At 71.4% G+C, this 16,802-nt stretch carries 16 protein-coding genes; 10 read left to right on the top strand and 6 right to left on the bottom strand.

What is annotated here, in order from left to right; all coding sequences use genetic code 11:
* Positions 1-86: 86 nt before the first annotated feature.
* Positions 87-1,166: a histidinol-phosphate transaminase gene (gene hisC / locus NQU55_RS13635; RefSeq protein WP_168090784.1), complete on the bottom strand. Its 1,080-nt coding sequence runs from the start codon at positions 1,164-1,166 to the stop codon at positions 87-89.
* A gap of 379 nt (positions 1,167-1,545) precedes the next feature.
* On the opposite strand from hisC, the gene NQU55_RS13630 reads away from it, so the two are divergent.
* From NQU55_RS13630 to NQU55_RS13620, 3 genes are all read left to right on the top strand, one after another.
* Positions 1,546-2,655, top strand: coding sequence for a LacI family DNA-binding transcriptional regulator (locus tag NQU55_RS13630; RefSeq protein WP_168090785.1), 1,110 nt, complete (start codon positions 1,546-1,548; stop codon positions 2,653-2,655).
* A gap of 369 nt (positions 2,656-3,024) precedes the next feature.
* Positions 3,025-4,146: a metallophosphoesterase gene (locus NQU55_RS13625; RefSeq protein ID WP_372504711.1), complete on the top strand. Its 1,122-nt coding sequence runs from the start codon at positions 3,025-3,027 to the stop codon at positions 4,144-4,146.
* 182 nt (positions 4,147-4,328) lie between these two features.
* A complete protein-coding gene (locus NQU55_RS13620) occupies positions 4,329-5,234 on the top strand; it encodes a hypothetical protein (RefSeq protein ID WP_168090786.1) in 906 nt (301 codons plus the stop codon).
* Positions 5,235-5,374: 140 nt separating this feature from the next.
* On the opposite strand, the gene thiC is transcribed toward NQU55_RS13620, so the two are convergent.
* Positions 5,375-7,135, bottom strand: coding sequence for a phosphomethylpyrimidine synthase ThiC (gene thiC, locus NQU55_RS13615; RefSeq protein WP_030366795.1), 1,761 nt, complete (start codon positions 7,133-7,135; stop codon positions 5,375-5,377).
* Positions 7,136-7,329: 194 nt separating this feature from the next.
* Between thiC and NQU55_RS13610 the strand changes: the two genes are divergently transcribed.
* The 3 genes from NQU55_RS13610 to NQU55_RS13600 all read left to right on the top strand — a co-directional run bounded on the left by NQU55_RS13610 (position 7,330) and on the right by NQU55_RS13600 (position 10,775).
* The gene (locus NQU55_RS13610) at positions 7,330-8,817 is read left to right on the top strand and encodes a YibE/F family protein (protein ID WP_168090787.1); all 1,488 of its coding nucleotides are present in this window, start codon (positions 7,330-7,332) and stop codon (positions 8,815-8,817) included.
* A gap of 22 nt (positions 8,818-8,839) precedes the next feature.
* Positions 8,840-9,040, top strand: a complete 201-nt coding sequence (locus tag NQU55_RS13605) for an NfeD C-terminal domain-containing protein (protein ID WP_058045360.1) — start codon at positions 8,840-8,842, stop codon at positions 9,038-9,040.
* 142 nt (positions 9,041-9,182) lie between these two features.
* On the top strand, positions 9,183-10,775 hold the full coding sequence (locus tag NQU55_RS13600; RefSeq protein ID WP_168090788.1) for an SPFH domain-containing protein: 1,593 nt from the start codon (positions 9,183-9,185) through the stop codon (positions 10,773-10,775).
* On the opposite strand, the gene NQU55_RS13595 is transcribed toward NQU55_RS13600, so the two are convergent.
* The 3 genes from NQU55_RS13595 to NQU55_RS13585 all read right to left on the bottom strand — a co-directional run bounded on the left by NQU55_RS13595 (position 10,772) and on the right by NQU55_RS13585 (position 12,186).
* Entirely contained in the window at positions 10,772-11,218 is a 447-nt protein-coding gene (locus tag NQU55_RS13595) for an SsgA family sporulation/cell division regulator (RefSeq protein WP_030366799.1), read from the bottom strand. The genes NQU55_RS13600 and NQU55_RS13595 overlap by 4 nt on opposite strands.
* 279 nt (positions 11,219-11,497) lie before the next feature.
* Complete coding sequence (locus tag NQU55_RS13590; protein WP_168090789.1) at positions 11,498-11,719, bottom strand: DUF5326 family protein; 222 nt, start codon at positions 11,717-11,719, stop codon at positions 11,498-11,500.
* Between the two features lie 149 nt (positions 11,720-11,868).
* Positions 11,869-12,186 carry a cupin domain-containing protein gene (locus tag NQU55_RS13585; protein WP_058045357.1) on the bottom strand — a complete coding sequence of 106 codons (318 nt, stop codon included), beginning with the start codon at positions 12,184-12,186 and terminating at the stop codon, positions 11,869-11,871.
* 68 nt (positions 12,187-12,254) lie between these two features.
* Here NQU55_RS13585 and NQU55_RS13580 point away from each other — a divergent pair, with 68 nt between their 5' ends.
* The 4 genes from NQU55_RS13580 (at position 12,255) to NQU55_RS13565 (ending at position 15,580) form a co-directional block, all read left to right on the top strand.
* Positions 12,255-12,635, top strand: a complete 381-nt coding sequence (locus NQU55_RS13580) for a phage holin family protein (protein WP_168090790.1) — start codon at positions 12,255-12,257, stop codon at positions 12,633-12,635.
* A 100-nt stretch (positions 12,636-12,735) separates the two neighbouring features.
* The gene (locus NQU55_RS13575; RefSeq protein ID WP_168090791.1) at positions 12,736-13,893 is read left to right on the top strand and encodes a cystathionine gamma-lyase; all 1,158 of its coding nucleotides are present in this window, start codon (positions 12,736-12,738) and stop codon (positions 13,891-13,893) included.
* A 185-nt stretch (positions 13,894-14,078) separates the two neighbouring features.
* Positions 14,079-14,978 carry a LysR family transcriptional regulator gene (locus NQU55_RS13570; RefSeq protein WP_168090792.1) on the top strand — a complete coding sequence of 300 codons (900 nt, stop codon included), beginning with the start codon at positions 14,079-14,081 and terminating at the stop codon, positions 14,976-14,978.
* A 95-nt stretch (positions 14,979-15,073) separates the two neighbouring features.
* Positions 15,074-15,580: an NUDIX hydrolase gene (locus NQU55_RS13565; RefSeq protein ID WP_168090793.1), complete on the top strand. Its 507-nt coding sequence runs from the start codon at positions 15,074-15,076 to the stop codon at positions 15,578-15,580.
* Between the two features lie 21 nt (positions 15,581-15,601).
* On the opposite strand, the gene NQU55_RS13560 is transcribed toward NQU55_RS13565, so the two are convergent.
* Positions 15,602-16,802: globin domain-containing protein (locus tag NQU55_RS13560; RefSeq protein WP_256790610.1), on the bottom strand; the 1,201-nt coding region annotated here is incomplete at its 5' end.

The raw sequence follows: 16,802 nt of genomic DNA, 5'->3' as shown, positions 1-16,802 counted from the left end.
CGGCGCCGGAGACGGACAGCGTCCGAGACGGACGGCGTCCGAGACGGACGGCGTCGGAGACGACCGGGGCCGGAAGGCCCGCGCGCTCAGAGCTCCTTGCGGAACTCCTCCGCCACGCGCACGAAGATGTCGTTCCCCTCGGTCTCGCCGATCGTCACCCGCACGCCCTCGCCGGGGAACGGCCGCACGATCACACCGGCCCGCTCGCACGCCTCCGCGAAGTCGAGCGTCCGGTCCCCGAGCCGCAGCCAGACGAAGTTCGCCTGCGTCCGCGCCACCGTCCAGCCCTGCCCGGCCAGCGCCTCGACGACCCGCGCCCGCTCGGCCACCAGCGCGTCCACCCGCTCGCGCAGGGCGTCCTCGCTGCGCAGCGAGGCGACGGCCGCCTCCTGGGCGATCTGGCTCACGCCGAACGGGACGGCCGTCTTGCGCAGCGCCGCCGCCACCGGCTCGTGGGCCACCGCGAAGCCCACCCGGAGGCCCGCCAGGCCGTAGGCCTTGGAGAACGTGCGCAGCACGCAGACGTTCGGCCGGTCGCGGTAGAGCTCGAGCCCGTTCGGGAACTCGGGGTCGCGGACGAACTCGATGTACGCCTCGTCGAGCACCACCAGGATGTCGGAGGGCACCCGGTCCAGGAAGGACTCCAGCTCGGCCCGGTGCACCACCGTGCCGGTGGGGTTGTTGGGGTTGCAGACGAAGATCAGCCGGGTCCGGTCGGTGATCGCCGCCAGCATCGCCTCCAGGTCGTGGACGTCGTCACCGGTCAGCGGCACCTGCACCGGCGCGGCGCCGGAGACCCGGGTGATGATCGGGTACGCCTCGAAGGACCGCCAGGCGTAGATCACCTCGTCGCCGGGGCCGGCCGTGGCCTGCACCAGCTGCTGGGCCACGCCCACCGAACCGGTGCCGGTGGCCAGGTGGGAGACCGGCACCGAGAAGCGCTCGGCCAGCTCGGCCATCAGGCCGGTGCAGGCCATGTCGGGGTAGCGGTTGAAGGAGCCCGTCACGGCGACCGCCCGCTCCAGCACGCCCGGGAGCGGCGGATACGGGTTCTCGTTGGAGGACAGCTTGTACGCGACCGGGCCGTCGGCAGCGGCGGGCTTGCCCGGCTTGTAGGTCGGCACGCCGTCCAGCGCAGCGCGCAGCTTGGGGGTCTTCTCGGTCACCGCAGGTCCTCCTCAGACATCCCGTGCGCTCGCTGCCGCACGGGACGAGCCGCACACGAATAGCGGACATGAATACTGCACACCTTAAGAGGATTCACCGGGTCGGCGTCCAGAGCAGGGGGAGCGCTTCAGTAAATGGCGTGCGCCGGTGGCGGGCGCCGTGGCGCGCATCCCCCATGAAGGTGAGTTGAGACCTCTTCGAGACCTGGACCATTCACCAGGCGCGGATATGCCACAGGCCCCCGGCACCCTGCCGTAGCCCGCAACTGGCTGCGTTTCCATGGTCATTGAAGGGAATTCCTCTTGCAGAAACGTGCCTGTCAACAGTCAAATATGCCGCCCTGCCAACGGACCACCCGAGCCCTACTATCGGCTCGCCATGACAGCAGCAGGGAAGCATCAGGTGAGCCGGGCGGAACCATCCCGCAGGGGCAGCCGGCATGGACGCGCGGGCATCCGCGACGTGGCCGCCGCCGCCGGGGTTTCGATCACGACCGTCTCCGACGCGCTCAACGGCAAGGGCCGGCTACCGGACGCGACCCGCCGCCATGTCCGCGAGGTCGCCGACAGGCTGGGCTATCGCCCGTCCGCCGCGGCCCGCACCCTCCGCACGGGCAAGTCCGGCCTCATCGGCCTGACGGTGACCACGTACGGGGATGAACCTTTCACCTTCACCGAATTCGCCTACTTCGCCGAAATGGCCCGGGCAGCCACCTCCGCCGCGCTGGCCCGCGGCTACGCCCTGGTCATCCTCCCCGCCACCTCCCGTCACGACGTGTGGTCCAACGTGGCCCTCGACGGCACCGTCGTGATCGACCCCTCGGACCACGACCCCGTGGTCTCCGACCTCGTCCGCCAGGGCATCCCCGTCGTCTCCGACGGGCGCCCCGCCGGCACCCTCCCCGTGACCGCGTGGGTGGACAACGACCACGAGGCCGCCGTCCTCGGCATCCTCGACCACCTGGCCGCCGCCGGAGCCCGCCGCATCGGCCTGCTGACGGGCACCAGCACCGACACGTACACCCGGCTCTCCACCCACGCCTACCTGCACTGGTGCGAGCGGGTCGGCCAGGACCCGGTCTACGAGAAGTACCCCGCCCACGACCCCTGCGCCGGCGCCGTCGCGGCCGACCGGCTGCTCGCCCGCCCGGACCGGCCCGACGCGGTGTACGGCCTGTTCGACCCCAACGGCACCGACCTGCTGGCCGCCGCCCGGCGCTACGGGCTGCGCGTCCCGGACGACCTGCTGCTCGTCTGCTGCAGCGAGTCCACGGTCTACGCCACCACCGAGCCCCCCATCACCACGCTCTCCCTCAAGCCGCGGCGCATCGGCACCGCGGTGGTCCAGCTCCTCATCGACGCCATCGAGGGACTGGACAGCGGCCGGCCGGTCGAGCAGGTGATACCGACCGAGCTGATCGTCCGCACCTCCTCGCAGCGCCGCCCGCCCCGCACCACGGTCAGCCCGCCGCGCGGTCCCGCCGGCTGATCCGGAAGCTCCGCGTCCGCCGTCCGTCCGCCCCCGCTTCCGCCACCGCTTCCGGCAGTGGCGGACGCCGGGCGGCGGCGACCGGGGGTGCCGGCTCGCCTCCGCCCGGTCTCCCGGTCAACGCACCGTTCCCGGTCTCCACCACCTTCACCGGGACGCCGTGAGGGCGCTCGGGGGGCGCACGACCCCTGGGCGAATGGCTCAATTGGGGAGAAAAACCCGTCGCGCGCACTCTCCTGCACCGATTCGCGGCCCCTGGTGCGTCACAAGCCGCGACGGTCATTCCTATGATGGGCGCACGACACCACGGACCGCCGTCGACCAGGCAAGGTCCACAAGGTGCACGGCGGCGCAATGGTGGAGGGGTCGATGACTCAGGGGGCCGGTCAAGGACCCGCGGCACGGCACACGGCGGGCATCCCGCCCTTCCCCGGCTACGCCGCGCCTCCTGCGCCTCCCGTGGCCCCCGGCCCCGTGGGGCCGTACGCACAGTCCGCGCCCCCCGTGCAGCCGCCCATGGACGCCCCCGACGGCTACACGCCGACCGCGCGGGACCTCCCGGTGATCGGCCGTGGCGCCCCCCAGAGGGCCCCTCAGGACGTCCCGACGGTCGAGCTGACCCCGCTCACCGACCCGCACCCCCCGGCCCCGCAGCACCCCGGCCTGGGCCCGCTCTACGTCGTGGGCGACGTCCACGGCTATCTGGACGAGCTCTACGAGGCACTGGCCGCGGAGGGCCTGATCGACGCGGCGGGCCACTGGGCCGCGGGCAACGCCCGCCTGTGGTTCCTCGGCGACTTCACCGACCGCGGCCCTGACGGCGTCGGCGTGATCGACCTCGTCATGCGGCTGTCGGCCGAGGCCGCGGCCGCGGGCGGCTACTGCAAGGCCCTCATGGGCAACCACGAGCTGCTGATCATCGGCGCGAAGCGGTTCGCCGACACGCCGGTCAACTCGGGCGCAGGCACGGCCTCCTTCCAGGCGGCCTGGCTGCTCAACGGCGGCCAGCGCAGCGACATGGAGCGCCTGGAGGACCACCACCTGCAGTGGATGTCCCGGCTCGACGCCATGGCGAAGGAGGACGGGCACCTGCTGGTGCACTCCGACACCACCGCCTACCTGGAGTTCGGCGACTCCATCGAGGACGTCAACGACGCGATCACCGAGGCCCTGCAGCGCAACGACCCGGACGAGGTCTGGGACCTCTTCCGGAAGTTCACCAAGCGCTTCGCCTTCCGCGACGAGGACGCCGGCCCGCCGGCCGTCCGCGAGCTGCTGGGCACCTACGGCGGTGGCCGGATCGTGCACGGTCACAGCCCCATCCCGTACCTCCTGGGAGAGGTCGGCACGGAGGAGCCGGACGCCGAGGACGACGGAGCGCCGCTGGTGGACGGCCCGCACCTGTACGCCGACGGGCTCGCCCTCGCCATGGACGGCGGCGTCACGATGGCCGGAAAACTGCTGGTCGTGCAACTTCCTCTGGCTGACTGAGGGTTCAGCGGGCAGGCGGACGGGCAGGTAGGGAGTTCCACCGCCGCGGGGGTAATTCGGGAAACACACTGTCACCCCGCGCCGGTACGGCTCTACCATCGGCTTATCCGTAGCAGGCTCTCCTCCGTTTCCGCCCACTGCCCGGTGTAAGCCGGCACCACGGCCCTACGGAGCATCGGGGGATGCACATGAACAGCGCTCCGCATCTGCTGGCCGAGGACCACCCGGAATTCGAGCGGGTTCTCGACCAGGCGCTGCGTACCGCGAACCATGACCCGGAACTTGCCGCCGCGATAGGACAGCGGCTCAATACAGAACAGCTGCGCGAGATGGCTCTCGACGCCATGCCCGCCATCTCGGCTTGCGCAACGGTCGAATACCAGAACTACGTAAGGGCGCGCGATGCACTGCGCGCGCTCTCCGCGACGGCACGCCCCCAAACCGTAGGCGCTGGGGGCGCATCCGATTCCGAAAGCGCTCCCTCCGGCGCGGCCGCCCCCGCTGCCGCGGACGGCGAGCCGGAGGAGTCCTCGGGTGCGGGTGCCGGAGCGGTGCTCGCCGTCCTGGCCCCGGTCCTCGCCGGCATCGCCGCCCTGATCTTCCTGGCCATCGGCTACGTCCTGCGGACCGTGGGCTCCAACACGGCCGTCGCGGACCCCATGGTCAACGTCGGCTGGTGGTTCGCCGGCCTCACGGCAGCCGGTGTGTTCATCGCCATGGTCGGCATCCTGCTCACGGCCCTGCGCAACGGCTCCTCCGGGGGGAGTGATGCGCGAGGGGTGCGGGTGAAGGAGGACGCCGAGCGGGCCAGAGAGGCGTGGCGGCAGGCCCTGATCCACCGCGGCCTGCTGCCCTTCGTCCGCGAGGCCCTGGCCAACGCCCCCGCCGGTCCCGGCGGGGGCGCCGGGCGATCCGCCCCGGTCGTCCCCAGGCGCCGCGAGGGCCACGGCCGCACGCCCCACCTGGGGTACTCCCGGCCCGGCTTCACCAGCCCGGACAGCGACTCCGGCTCCGGCACCCGCGCCGGTTACACCAGCCCGGACTTCACCAGCCCCGACTACGGCGGCCCGGACCACCGCCCGGAGTGACTCCGGGCGGCCCTCCGGACGCCGGCGGCCGGGGCCGGCCGGACCCCGGCCGGCCGCCGGAATCCGGGGCGCATCCGGAATCGGGTGGCTTCCGGAATCCGGTGGACTCCCGGATCCCGGTCCGCCGTCTGCCTGCCCGGTCAGTCCGCGATCGGCAGATAGACGCGGTTGCCCGCCGCCGCGAACTCCTTCGACTTCTCCGCCATCCCGGCCTCGGGGTCGACGGCGAGATCGCCGCCGTGCTCGCGCCGGATGTCCTGCGAGATCTTCATCGAGCAGAACTTCGGCCCGCACATCGAACAGAAATGCGCGGTCTTCGCCGGCTCGGCCGGCAGCGTCTCGTCGTGGAAGGCCCGTGCCGTCTCCGGGTCGAGGGCCAGGTTGAACTGGTCCTCCCAGCGGAACTCGAACCGCGCGTCCGAGAGCGCGTCGTCCCACTCCTGCGCCCCCGGGTGGCCCTTGGCGAGGTCCGCGGCATGAGCGGCGATCTTGTAGGTGATCACACCCGTCTTGACGTCGTCGCGGTCCGGCAGGCCCAGGTGCTCCTTGGGCGTGACGTAGCAGAGCATCGCCGTGCCCCACCACGCGATCATCGCGGCGCCGATGCCGGAGGTGATGTGGTCGTACGCGGGTGCGACGTCCGTCGTCAGCGGGCCGAGGGTGTAGAACGGCGCCTCCTCGCAGATCTCCTGCTGGAGGTCGATGTTCTCCTTGATCTTGTGCATCGGGACGTGGCCCGGGCCCTCGATCATCGTCTGGACGTTGTGGCGCTTGGCGATGGTGTTGAGCTCGCCGAGAGTCTTCAGCTCGGCGAACTGCGCCTCGTCGTTGGCGTCCGCGATGGAGCCGGGGCGCAGGCCGTCGCCGAGCGAGTACGTCACGTCGTAGGCCGCGAGGATCTCGCAGAGCTCCTCGAAGTTCTCGTAGAGGAACGACTCCTTGTGGTGCGCCAGGCACCACGCGGCCATGATCGAACCACCGCGCGAGACGATGCCGGTCTTGCGGCGGGCGGTCAGCGGGACGTAGCGCAGCAGCACGCCCGCGTGCACGGTCATGTAGTCGACGCCCTGTTCGGCCTGCTCGATGACCGTGTCCTTGTAGATCTCCCAGGTGAGCTCCTCGGCCTTGCCGTCGACCTTCTCCAGGGCCTGGTAGAGCGGCACGGTGCCGATCGGCACCGGGGAGTTGCGCAGCACCCACTCGCGCGTGGTGTGGATGTTGCGGCCGGTGGAGAGGTCCATGACGGTGTCGGCGCCCCAGCGGGTGGCCCACGTCATCTTCTCGACCTCCTCCTCGATGGAGGAGGTGACCGCGGAGTTGCCGATGTTGGCGTTGACCTTCACCAGGAACTTCTTGCCGATGATCATCGGCTCGATCTCCGGGTGGTTCACATTGGCCGGGAGGACCGCCCGGCCCGCCGCGATCTCCTCGCGGACGGTCTCGGGAGAAACGTTCTCCCGGAGGGCCACGTACTCCATCTCCTCGGTGATCTCACCGCGGCGGGCGTACGCGAGCTGGGTGACGGCCTGCCCGCCGCGGCCCCGGCGGGGCTGGCGCGGGCGGCCCGGGAAGACCGCGTCGAGGTTCTTCAGCCCCCCGCGCGGCGAGGTGTGCTTGATGCCGTCGTCCTCCGGGCGCATCGGGCGCCCGGCGTACTCCTCGGTGTCACCACGGCCGATGATCCAGTTCTCCCGGAGCGGCTGGAGGCCGCGCCGGACGTCCGTCTCGATCGCCGGGTCGGTGTACGGGCCGGACGTGTCGTACAGCTGGACGTCCTGCCCGTTGGTGAGGTGGACCCGCCGAACCGGCACCCGAAGGTCCGGACGCGAGCCGGTCACGTAGTCCTTGTGCCAGCCGATCTCCCGGCCGGTTTCGGACGTGCGTGCATCCTGCGAGGTCATGAGACCAGAACTCCCTACGCCGGCATTACCCGGTAACAGGTTCGGCGGTCGACGCAGCGGTCTTCCGTACGAATCTCCGTACGGAGGTCAGCGCCCTCTCAGCCCGGTGCTCCGAGCTCCCGCGATTGCAAAGGTGCCACCACGCTAGCGCCTCTCGTGTCCGAAGGACCAGGGGGGCTTGCAATGATCGGGGGGTGACCCCCACGGACCATGATTTCCCAGACCACCCCCACAGCCCCGGGCATCCACATGACCGGATCCACCCCCAAGGCCATGGCGAAGGCCGGGCCCAGGAGGAGATCCCGGCCCAGGCCCAGGCCCGGCCCCAAGGCAATGCACACGCCCACGGGCACGGCCACGGCCATGGGCACAGCCACTCCCACGGCCCCGCCTCCCCCGTCTCCGCGCACCTGCGCAAGGTGATCGCCGCGGTCCTCATCCCCTTCGCGGCCGCCGTGCTCACCGGCCTGGTCGTGCTGTGGCCCGGCGGTGCGCCCCCGCACGAGCACTCCGGGCTCGGTCTCGACCAGAAGACCGAGTCGGGCCGGGTCGTGAAGATCGAGGAGGTCGACTGCGCGAAGGGCAGCGGCGGCCAGCAGCAGCCGCCTCCCGGGCAGCAGGGCGGTCCGGGAGGACCCGGCGGGCCCGCCAAGCCGAAGGGCCCCTGCGAGAAGTCGGACATCGAGGTGACGTCGGGCCCGGACAAGGGCAGGACGTTCACCGAGCTCGTCCAGCCGAGCGCCTCTCGCCGCTACACGGTCGGCCAGGAGGTCGTCCTCGCGTACGCCCCCAAGGCGCCGAAGAACCTGCAGTACTCGGTCAGCGACGTGAACCGGACGCTGCCCATGGCGATACTGGCGGCGGTGTTCGCACTGGCCGTCGTGGTCGTCGGCCGGCTGCGCGGGCTCTTCGCGCTGATCGCGCTGGTGATCAGCTTCGGGGTGCTGACGCTGTTCATCCTCCCCGCGATCCTCCAGGGCTCCGATCCGCTGGTGGTGGCCGTCATGGGCGGCAGCGCGATCATGCTGATCGCGCTGTACATGTGCCACGGCCTGACAGCACGCACGTCCGTGGCGGTCATCGGAACGCTCACCTCACTGCTGCTGATCGGCCTGCTCGGCACGATCTTCACGAGCTGGGCCCACCTGACGGGCAACACCGACGACCAGACCGGACTCGTGCACAGCCTCTACCCGGAGATCGAAATCCGCGGACTGCTGCTCGCGGGCATCATCATCGGCTCGCTCGGCGTGCTCGACGACGTCACGGTGACGCAGACGTCGGCGGTGTGGGAACTGAAGGACGCCGACCCGACCGCGAGTTGGCGGAAGCTCTACGGGGCGGCGATGCGTATCGGCCGGGACCACATCGCCTCGGTCGTGAACACCCTGGTACTGGCCTACGCGGGCGCCTCGCTGCCGTTGCTGCTGCTGTTCTCCATCGCCGACAGCGGCGTCGGAACGGTCGCGACCAGCGAAATCGTCGCCGAGGAGATCGTACGGACGCTCGTCGGCAGCATCGGGTTGGTGGCCTCCGTGCCCGTGACGACCGCGCTGGCGGCCCTCGTTGTCAGTGCCGACCGGCACAATGCGGGTACGGGGCCGGGTGCCGGCGCCGGGATCGGTTCGCGGGCCGGGGGGCGCGCCAGGGCGAAGGGTGGCCGGCGCCGCCGGGCCAAGTGAGCCCGCGAGGGGGGAGCTGCCGGTGGTCGGGGAGCAGGGCAGGGTGACGGGCACGGTCGGCCCGGGGCTGGTCGGCGAGGTGATGGTGCGGGTCCGGGGCGGGGCCGAGGCCTTCCTGGCCTATGCGGTGGAGCCGGGCGAGCGGATCGAGCGCGGGGCGCTGGTGGTGGTCATGGAGTACCAGCCGCCGCGCACGGTGTACGTGACGGCTGCCTACGCATGACCCGGCTGTGTAGACGTGGTCCGGCTGCGTAGGCATGGTCCGGCCGCGTAGGCACGGTCCGGCCGCCGCTTACGGGTGATACCGCCGGGGCAGAAGGGATTTGAGGGGCCCCGTCGTGGGGTCCCGAAGGGGGGCTGCACGCATGCTCATCGGCATCGTGGCGGGGATCGTCCTCGTCGCCGTGGCCGTCGTGGTCGGGCTGTTCAAACTGATGTGGCGAGTGGCCGAGCCCAATGAGGCGCTCGTCATCTCCGGTTCCAAGCACCGGACCGAGGGCCTTGAGGAGGGGATGGGGTTCCGGATCGTCACGGGGCGGGGGACCCTCGTGCTGCCCGGGGTCCAGGTGGTCCGGAAGCTGTCGCTCGACCTCAATGAGGCCGATCTCCATGTGGATTGTGTGACCAAGCAGGGCATCCCGCTCAAGGTCCACGGCGTGGTCATATTCAAGGTCGGCGACGACTTCGTGTCGATCGCCAACGCCGCGCGCCGCTTCCTGGACCAGCAGAAGTTCATGGGCGACCGGGTGCACAACGTCTTCGCGGGCCATCTGCGCTCGATCGTCGGCGGGCTCACCGTGGAGGACATGATCCGTGACCGCGAGCGGCTGACGGGGGAGACCCGGGCCGCCTCGGGCACCGAGATGGAGAAGCTCGGTCTGATCATCGACTCGCTGCAGATCCACGAGATCCAGGACCCGACGGGCTACATCAAGAACCTGTCGGCGCCGCACGCGGCGGCGGTGCAGCGGGACGCCCGCATCGCCCAGGCCGAGGCCGACCGGCTGGCGACCGAGGCCGAGCAGCAGGCCGCGGCCCGGATGTCCCAGGCGCAGCGCGACTCCGAGATCCTGCAGGCCGGCTATCAGGCGGAGCGGGACAGCGCGGCGGCGAAGGCGCGGCAGGCCGGTCCGCTGGCGGAGGCGGCGGCCCAGCAGGAGGTCGTGGTCCAGGAGACGCGGGTGGCGGAGCTGGCGGCGCACCGGCGGGAGCAGCAGCTCCAGGCGGACGTGCGCAAGCCCGCGGACGCGGCGGCCTACGAGAAGCGCACCCTGGCCGAGGCGGAGCGCGACGCCCGTATCTCCGCGGCCCAGGCGAGGGCCCGGGAGACGGAGCTGGCGGCGGCCGCCGAGGCGACGCGGGTGAAGGCCGCCGCCGGCGCCGAGGCTGAGGCCACCAAGGCGCGCGGCGCCGCGGCCGCCGAGGCGACCCGGGCGACCGGTGAGGCGGAGGCGGCGGCCGCGCGGGCGAAGGGTCTGGCGACGGCCGAGGCCGCCAAGGCGCGGGGTCTGGCGGAGGCGGATGCGATCAAGGCACGGGCGGCGGCCCTGGCGGAGAACCAGGAGGCGGTGGTCGCGCAACAACTGGCCGAAAAGTGGCCCGAGATCGTACGTGCGGGGGCTGAAGCCTTCGGAAACGTTGACCACATGGTGCTGCTCAACGGGGCGGACGGGATGTCCGAGATGTTTGCGAAGGCGCTGACGATGGGGGGTACGGGTCTGGGCCTGGCGCGACAGCTGCTCTCCGCCATGGGCACGGCGGGCGCGGCGGACGGGCCGGGCGGGAACGGGGCCGGTTTCCCGGGCGCCACGGGGCCCGGCGGGACGCCGGACTCCGGAGAGAAGGCCGGCTCAGGAGCGCTGGGGGCCGGGACGGCGCCGAAGGGCGCGCCCCCGCGCACTGAGCGGGTGCCGGTCCGGGACGAGGGCGTGGCCGGCGGAGGCACGCCGGGCCGCTAACCGGCGTTCTGCCCCTCGGTGTTGCCGGCGAGGATGTTGTCGAGCGCGGCGGCGAGGTCGTAGTCGAAGTCGGCGACCGAGCGCTCCTCGCCGAGGGGGGCGATGCGGTCGGTCCGGTCGAGGAACGCCACGAGGGGCGCCGCACCGGCCCGGAACAGGGCCCCTTCGGAGCCCACTTGCAGCCGGATGAAGACGTCCGAGAGGTGCTCGGCGGAGGCGGGGGCGATGTGCACATCGCCCTCGCCGGAGGGCTGGCTGAGCCCGTCGAGCAGCAGCTCCCGCGCGAAGGCCCAGGTCACAGGCGCGTCGCCGGGAAGGTGAAAGGTGAACTTCACCGCGTAGGGATCGCTGCTGTCGTAGTCCAGTCCCACCGGGATCCGGAAGGACAGCTCCTCGGAGACGAGGAAGGTCATGATCACTTCTGCCTGAACCGTTTCACGCATCGCCCAATGCCCCGTATTCGTCGTTTTGGCCCGGGATTGGCTCCTCGCGCCCCATAGACACCACCGCTCGACGGCATCCATAGATCACCAGGAGTGATTCTTCAGCTACCGATAGAGATCGAGACTGAGCTTACGAGCTCTATGACTCTGGAGCGTAGCGACTCGACTACGGGGCGGAGTCGTTCCGGGGGATTCAGGGCAGAGAAATTGCCAGAGCCGTCAACACCGGTCCAGGCGACGACCGGCCGGGGCGGCGGCCGGGGCGCCGGCCGGCGGGCCCTACCAGTCGCCCTTCGACGACGAGGACGACGACGTGAACTTCTTGACGACGAAGATCAGCCCGCCGATGAGCGCGACCAGCAGCAGGGCCTTGAAGACCAGCGCTATGACGAAGCCGAGCACGCTCATGATCAGACTGCCGAACACCACGAGGACGAGGACCGGCACGGCGATCCACTTCACCCACCACGGGAGTCCTGCGAGAATCCCCTTCTCAGCCATGTCGTTCGTCCCTGCTTTCCGCTTCGTGGACCCGGAGCGCGGGTGCTCCGGCCTTGCTTTCGATGCTAGGGCGGGCAGGGGGTCCGGCGGGGCCTGCGGAGCCCCCGTCGACCCCTGAGCGTCCCCCTACGGGTCGCCGGGGCGAACCCTCAGCTCTCAGGGGGAGAGAAGACCACCAGAACCCTGAGGGCCTCGCTGATGTGGTGGAAGCGGTGCGTCACGCCGGCCGGCACGTAGACCACGCTCCCGCGGCCCACCTGGGTCGTCTCCTCCCCCACGGTGATCGACGCGCGGCCGCTCATCACCACGTAGACCTCGTCCTGGGCGTGCGGGGTCTGCGGGTCCATCTGCCCGGCGTCCAGGGCGTACAGCCCGACCGACATGTTCCGCTCGCCCAGGAACTGCAGGTAGGCGCCGTCGTTCGCGAGGCGCTCCCCCTCCAGTTCATCCAGCCGGAAGGCCTTCATCTGCCGTCCACCCCTCGCCGCTCCTCGGTCGTGGTCCGTCCACATGCTGCGTCTGCAACGATCTCACCATGAAGAATTTCGTAGTCAAGACGATCGCCAACGCGGCGGCCCTGGCGGTCGCCATCTGGCTGCTCAAGGGCATCACGCTCTCCGGTGAGAACACGCTGCGCAAGGTGCTCACGCTGATCCTCGTCGCGCTCGTCTTCGGCGTGGTCAACTTCATCGTCAAGCCGGTGGTGAAGCTGCTGTCCTTCCCGTTGTTCATCCTCACCCTCGGCCTCATCACGCTCGTGATCAACGCGCTGATGCTGATGCTGACGTCGTTCCTCGCCAAGGAGCTGGGGCTGGCCTTCCACGTCGACGGCTTCTGGAACGCCCTGGTCGGCGGCGTGATCATCTCGGTGGTGGCCTGGGCGATGCACATGATCCTGCCGGACGACAAGGACTGAGAAGGGGCTGAGGAGAGCTGACCAGGACCGAGCAGAGCCGGCGGGAACCGAGAAGGGCCGGGAGTCCGAGAAGGGCCGGGGAGTCCGAGGAGGTCCGCGCATGACGGGCGACGGCACCCGGGCCGTGCGGGCGGGCCTGCCGGAGCCGCGGGCGAACGAGCCCGCGCTCCCCGGCCCGGCCTTCGCCGCCCACTACCACCTGCCGGGCGAGGTCTCCGGCCCGTACACCTACGGGCGCGAGGCCAACCCCACATGGGCCGCCCTGGAGACGGCGATCGCCGAGCTGGAGGCCCCCGGCGACCCCGGCCCGGCGGCGGAGGCCGTCGCCTTCCCCTCCGGGATGGCCGCGATCTCCGCCGTGTTCCTCTCGCAGCTGCGGCCCGGCGACACGGCGGTCCTGCCCTCGGACGGCTATCAGCTGCTGCCCGCGCTGCGCGAGCGCCTGGAGGCGTTCGGCATCGCCGTGCGCACCGCTCCGACCGCCGGGGACGCCCAGCTCGCGGCGCTGGAGGGCGCCCGCTTGCTGTGGATCGAATCGCCCTCCAATCCGGGCCTCGACGTGTGCGACATCCGCCGCCTCGCCGACGCCGCCCACCGCCGCGGCGCGCTCGTCGCGGTCGACAACACCCTCGCCACCCCGCTCGGCCAGCGCCCCCTGGAACTGGGCGCCGACTTCTCCGTGGCCAGCGGCACCAAGGCCCTCACCGGCCACGGCGATCTCCTCCTGGGCTACGTGGCCGCACGCGACCCACGGCTCACCGCGGCCGTCCGCGACTGGCGCAAGGTCGCCGGCGCGATCCCCGGCCCCATGGAGGCCTGGCTGGCCCACCGCTCCCTGGCGACGCTGCAGCTGCGCGTGGACCGGCAGGCGGCCGGTGCGCTCGCGCTCGCCGAGGCCCTGCGCGACCGGCCCGACGTGACCGCCCTGCGCCACCCCGGGCTGCCCTCCGACCCCGCCCACGACCTGGCCCTGCAGCAGATGCGCGGCGGGCGCTTCGGGTGCGTGGTCTCCTTCGTGCTGCCGGACCGGGCTCATGCCGAGCGCTTCCTGGCCGCCCTGCGCATCGTCGACGAGGCGACCAGCTTCGGCGGCGTGCGGTCCACGGCCGAGCGGCGCGGGCGGTGGGGAGGCGACGCCGTGCCGGACGGCTTCATCCGCTTCTCGGTGGGCGTCGAGGACACCGAGGATCTCGTCGCGGACGTCCTTGCGGCGCTGGACGAGGCGGCCCGCCCGGACGACGGCCCGGCCCGCCCGTAAGGACGGCTCGAGTCTCCCCCCTCTTGACTCGAGCCGTCGTGGTCGGACGCGCGAACCACGCACGAATGACCACCCGGTCCAGGCTAGTTGACTCTGCGTCAGTGTCCAATCACACCGGCGACACAGCCCTATCGACTTATTTATAGTTCCCCTACGACCGGGAGGCTCCGAGTCAGGGAGACAGCATGGATCTGGCCCTGTTGCGCACGTTCGTCACGGTGCACCGGGCCGGGTCGTTCACCCGGGCCGCGGCCCTGCTCGGCCTCTCGCAGCCCGCCGTCACCAGCCAGATCCGCACGCTGGAGACCCAGTTGGGCCGCCCGCTCTTCCTGCGTCTGGCCCGCGGGGTGCGCCCCACCACCACCGGCGAGGAGCTCGCCCACAAGATCGCACCGCACGTCGACGCCCTGCTGGAGATCACCGAAGCGGGCATGGACGACGAGGGATCGCGTAACCGGACCCTCCATCTGGCCGGTCCCCCGGAGTTCACCGACCTGCGCGCGCTCCCCGCCCTCGCGCCCCTCATCGCCCGGGGCCTGGCCGTGCGCGCCGCCCACGGCGCCGCGGACGACCTCTTCGAGAGCCTCGCCGCCGGCCACCACGACCTCGCCATCACCACCTCGCGCCCACGCGGACGCCTGCTAACAGCCACCCCGCTCTGCGACGAGGAGCACGTGCTCGTCGCGGCGCCGCGCTGGGCGGCCCGCCTGGGCGGCCCGGCCGTCGTCCGCGACAAGGGCGTCCGGGCCCTGGAACACCTGCCCGTGGTCGAGGTCCACGAGACCCTGCCGCTCGTCACGCGCTACTGGAGCACCGTCTTCGACACCGAGCCCGCCGCCTCCGGCAGCGTCATCGCCCCCGACCTGCGGGCCGTCCTCTCCTGCGTCATCGCGGGCGCCGGGCTGGGCGTGCTGCCCCGCTACCTGTGTGAGGACGCCCTCGACACGGGGGAGATCGTGGCCCTTCTCGACCCGCCGGTCCCCCCGCTGCGCACCTATTTCCTCGTCGTACGAACCGGAACGCTGGCCCACCCGCACCTCGCCCGGGCACACGAGTGGCTCCTGCGCGCCGCCGTTTCCTGGTGAGGCCGCCGTTTCCTGGTGAGACAGAGGAGAGAAAGAGGAGAGAAAGGGTTGCCGCCAGGGGTTTCGCCGACCGCATCGCGCGGCAGATGTCCCCTATGACCGAACGTCCAGTGGTCAAGCGCACCGCGCGTGCCATCCTGCTCGACAGCGGGGGCGACCCCGGCCCCCACGCCGCCTTCGAGATGGTCCTGATCAAGCGCACCAAGCCCGGCGAAGCGCCGTACTGGATCACCCCGGGCGGCGGCATGGAGCCGGAGGACAGCACCGTGGTCGCCGCGCTCCACCGCGAGGTCGACGAGGAGCTCGGCGCCAAGGTCGTCGACGTCGTCCCCGCATTCGTCGACACCGTCTCCCACTCGCTCCACCACGCCGCCCACGGCGTGAAGGTGCAGCACTTCTTCGTCTGCCGGCTCGCGTCCATGGACCTCTCGCAGCGCCACGGCCCCGAGGTGGACGAGCCGCACGGGACGTACGAGGTGGTGCGGATCCCGTTCACCCGGGAGGGGATCGCCTCGGTGGAGCTGGTGCCCCCGTCGCTGCGCGCCTACCTCGACGCGAACATCGAGGGCGTACGGGCCCTGCTGGCGGACGACCTCGGGTGACCAGCCGGGCGACCGCTCGGATCAGCCCGGCGTGGGCGCCATGAGGCCGTCGATCGTGTCGTGCCGTATGCGGTGGGACGGGATGCCGATGCCCTTCAAGGTGTCCACACCGCTGCGGATCATTCCGGGCGGCCCGGAGAGATAGGCGTCGTACGCGGTCCAGGGCCCGTACTGGCGCACGATGGCGGGCAGTTGACCGCTCAGCCCGCGGGTCGGGCCGTCGGACACGACCGGCCGGACCGAGAGCCAGTTGTGCGCACGCTGCAGCTGCAGCATGGTGTCGATGTCGTAGAGGTCACCGGCTTGGCGCGCACCGTAGAAGACCTCGACCGGGCGGCAGCGCCCGTGCTCGGCGACGTCCTCGACCAGCGCCTTGATCGGCGCGATGCCGGTGCCGCCGCCCAGGCACAACAGGCCGTTGTCAGTGCTGTGGTCCACAATCATGGAACCGGTGGGGGGACCGAGCCGCAGGACGTCGCCCGGGCGGGCGCGGTGGACGAGGGCGCCGGACACCCAGCCTGCGGGTACGGCCTTGACGTGGAAGGAGAGCAGCCCGTCCGGGCGGGGCGCGGCGGAGAAGGAGTACGGCCGCCACACACGCGGCCACCAGGGGGTTTCCAGGTTCGTGTACTGGCCGGCGACGAACGGGTAGGGCTGGTCGGGCCGTACGGTCACGACGGCGATGTCCGGCGTGCGCAGTTCGTGGGTGACGATCTCGGCCTGCCACCAGGCGGGCGAGTGCCGTTCGTCCTCCGCCGCGGCGTCGATCATGATCTGGGAGATCGCCGTGTAGACGCGGACCCAGGCCGCTTCGGTGTGCCCGTTCCAGGTGGCCGGCGCGAAGCGGCTGAGGGCGGCGATCAGGCACTCGCCGACCGCGGGGTAGTGCTCAGGCAGGGTGCCGTACTTCCGGTGCCCGCGGCCCAGCCGGGAGAGGTACGTGGTGAGCGTGGCGGAGTCGTCCGCGTGCTGGGCGGCGGTCAGCAGCGCCCGGAAGAGACGGTCGCGCTGGGTGTCCATGGCGGCGGGGAAGAGGGCCCGCAGATCGGGGTGCTGTATGAACAGCAGCGCGTAGAAGTACGAGGTCGCCTTGTCGGCCACGGGCTCGATCTCCGCCATGGTCCGGCGGATCAGCAGGGCGTCGGGGGACTGCGCCGCTTCGGGGGCAGGGGCGGGAGGCGCGCCCGCCGTACGGGACGCGGCGGGTGCCGTACGGGACGCG

Source organism: Streptomyces telluris, assembly GCF_024519335.1.
Classification (GTDB): Bacteria; Actinomycetota; Actinomycetes; order Streptomycetales; family Streptomycetaceae; genus Streptomyces; species Streptomyces telluris.
This window is presented reverse-complemented; position numbering and strand designations above follow the sequence as displayed.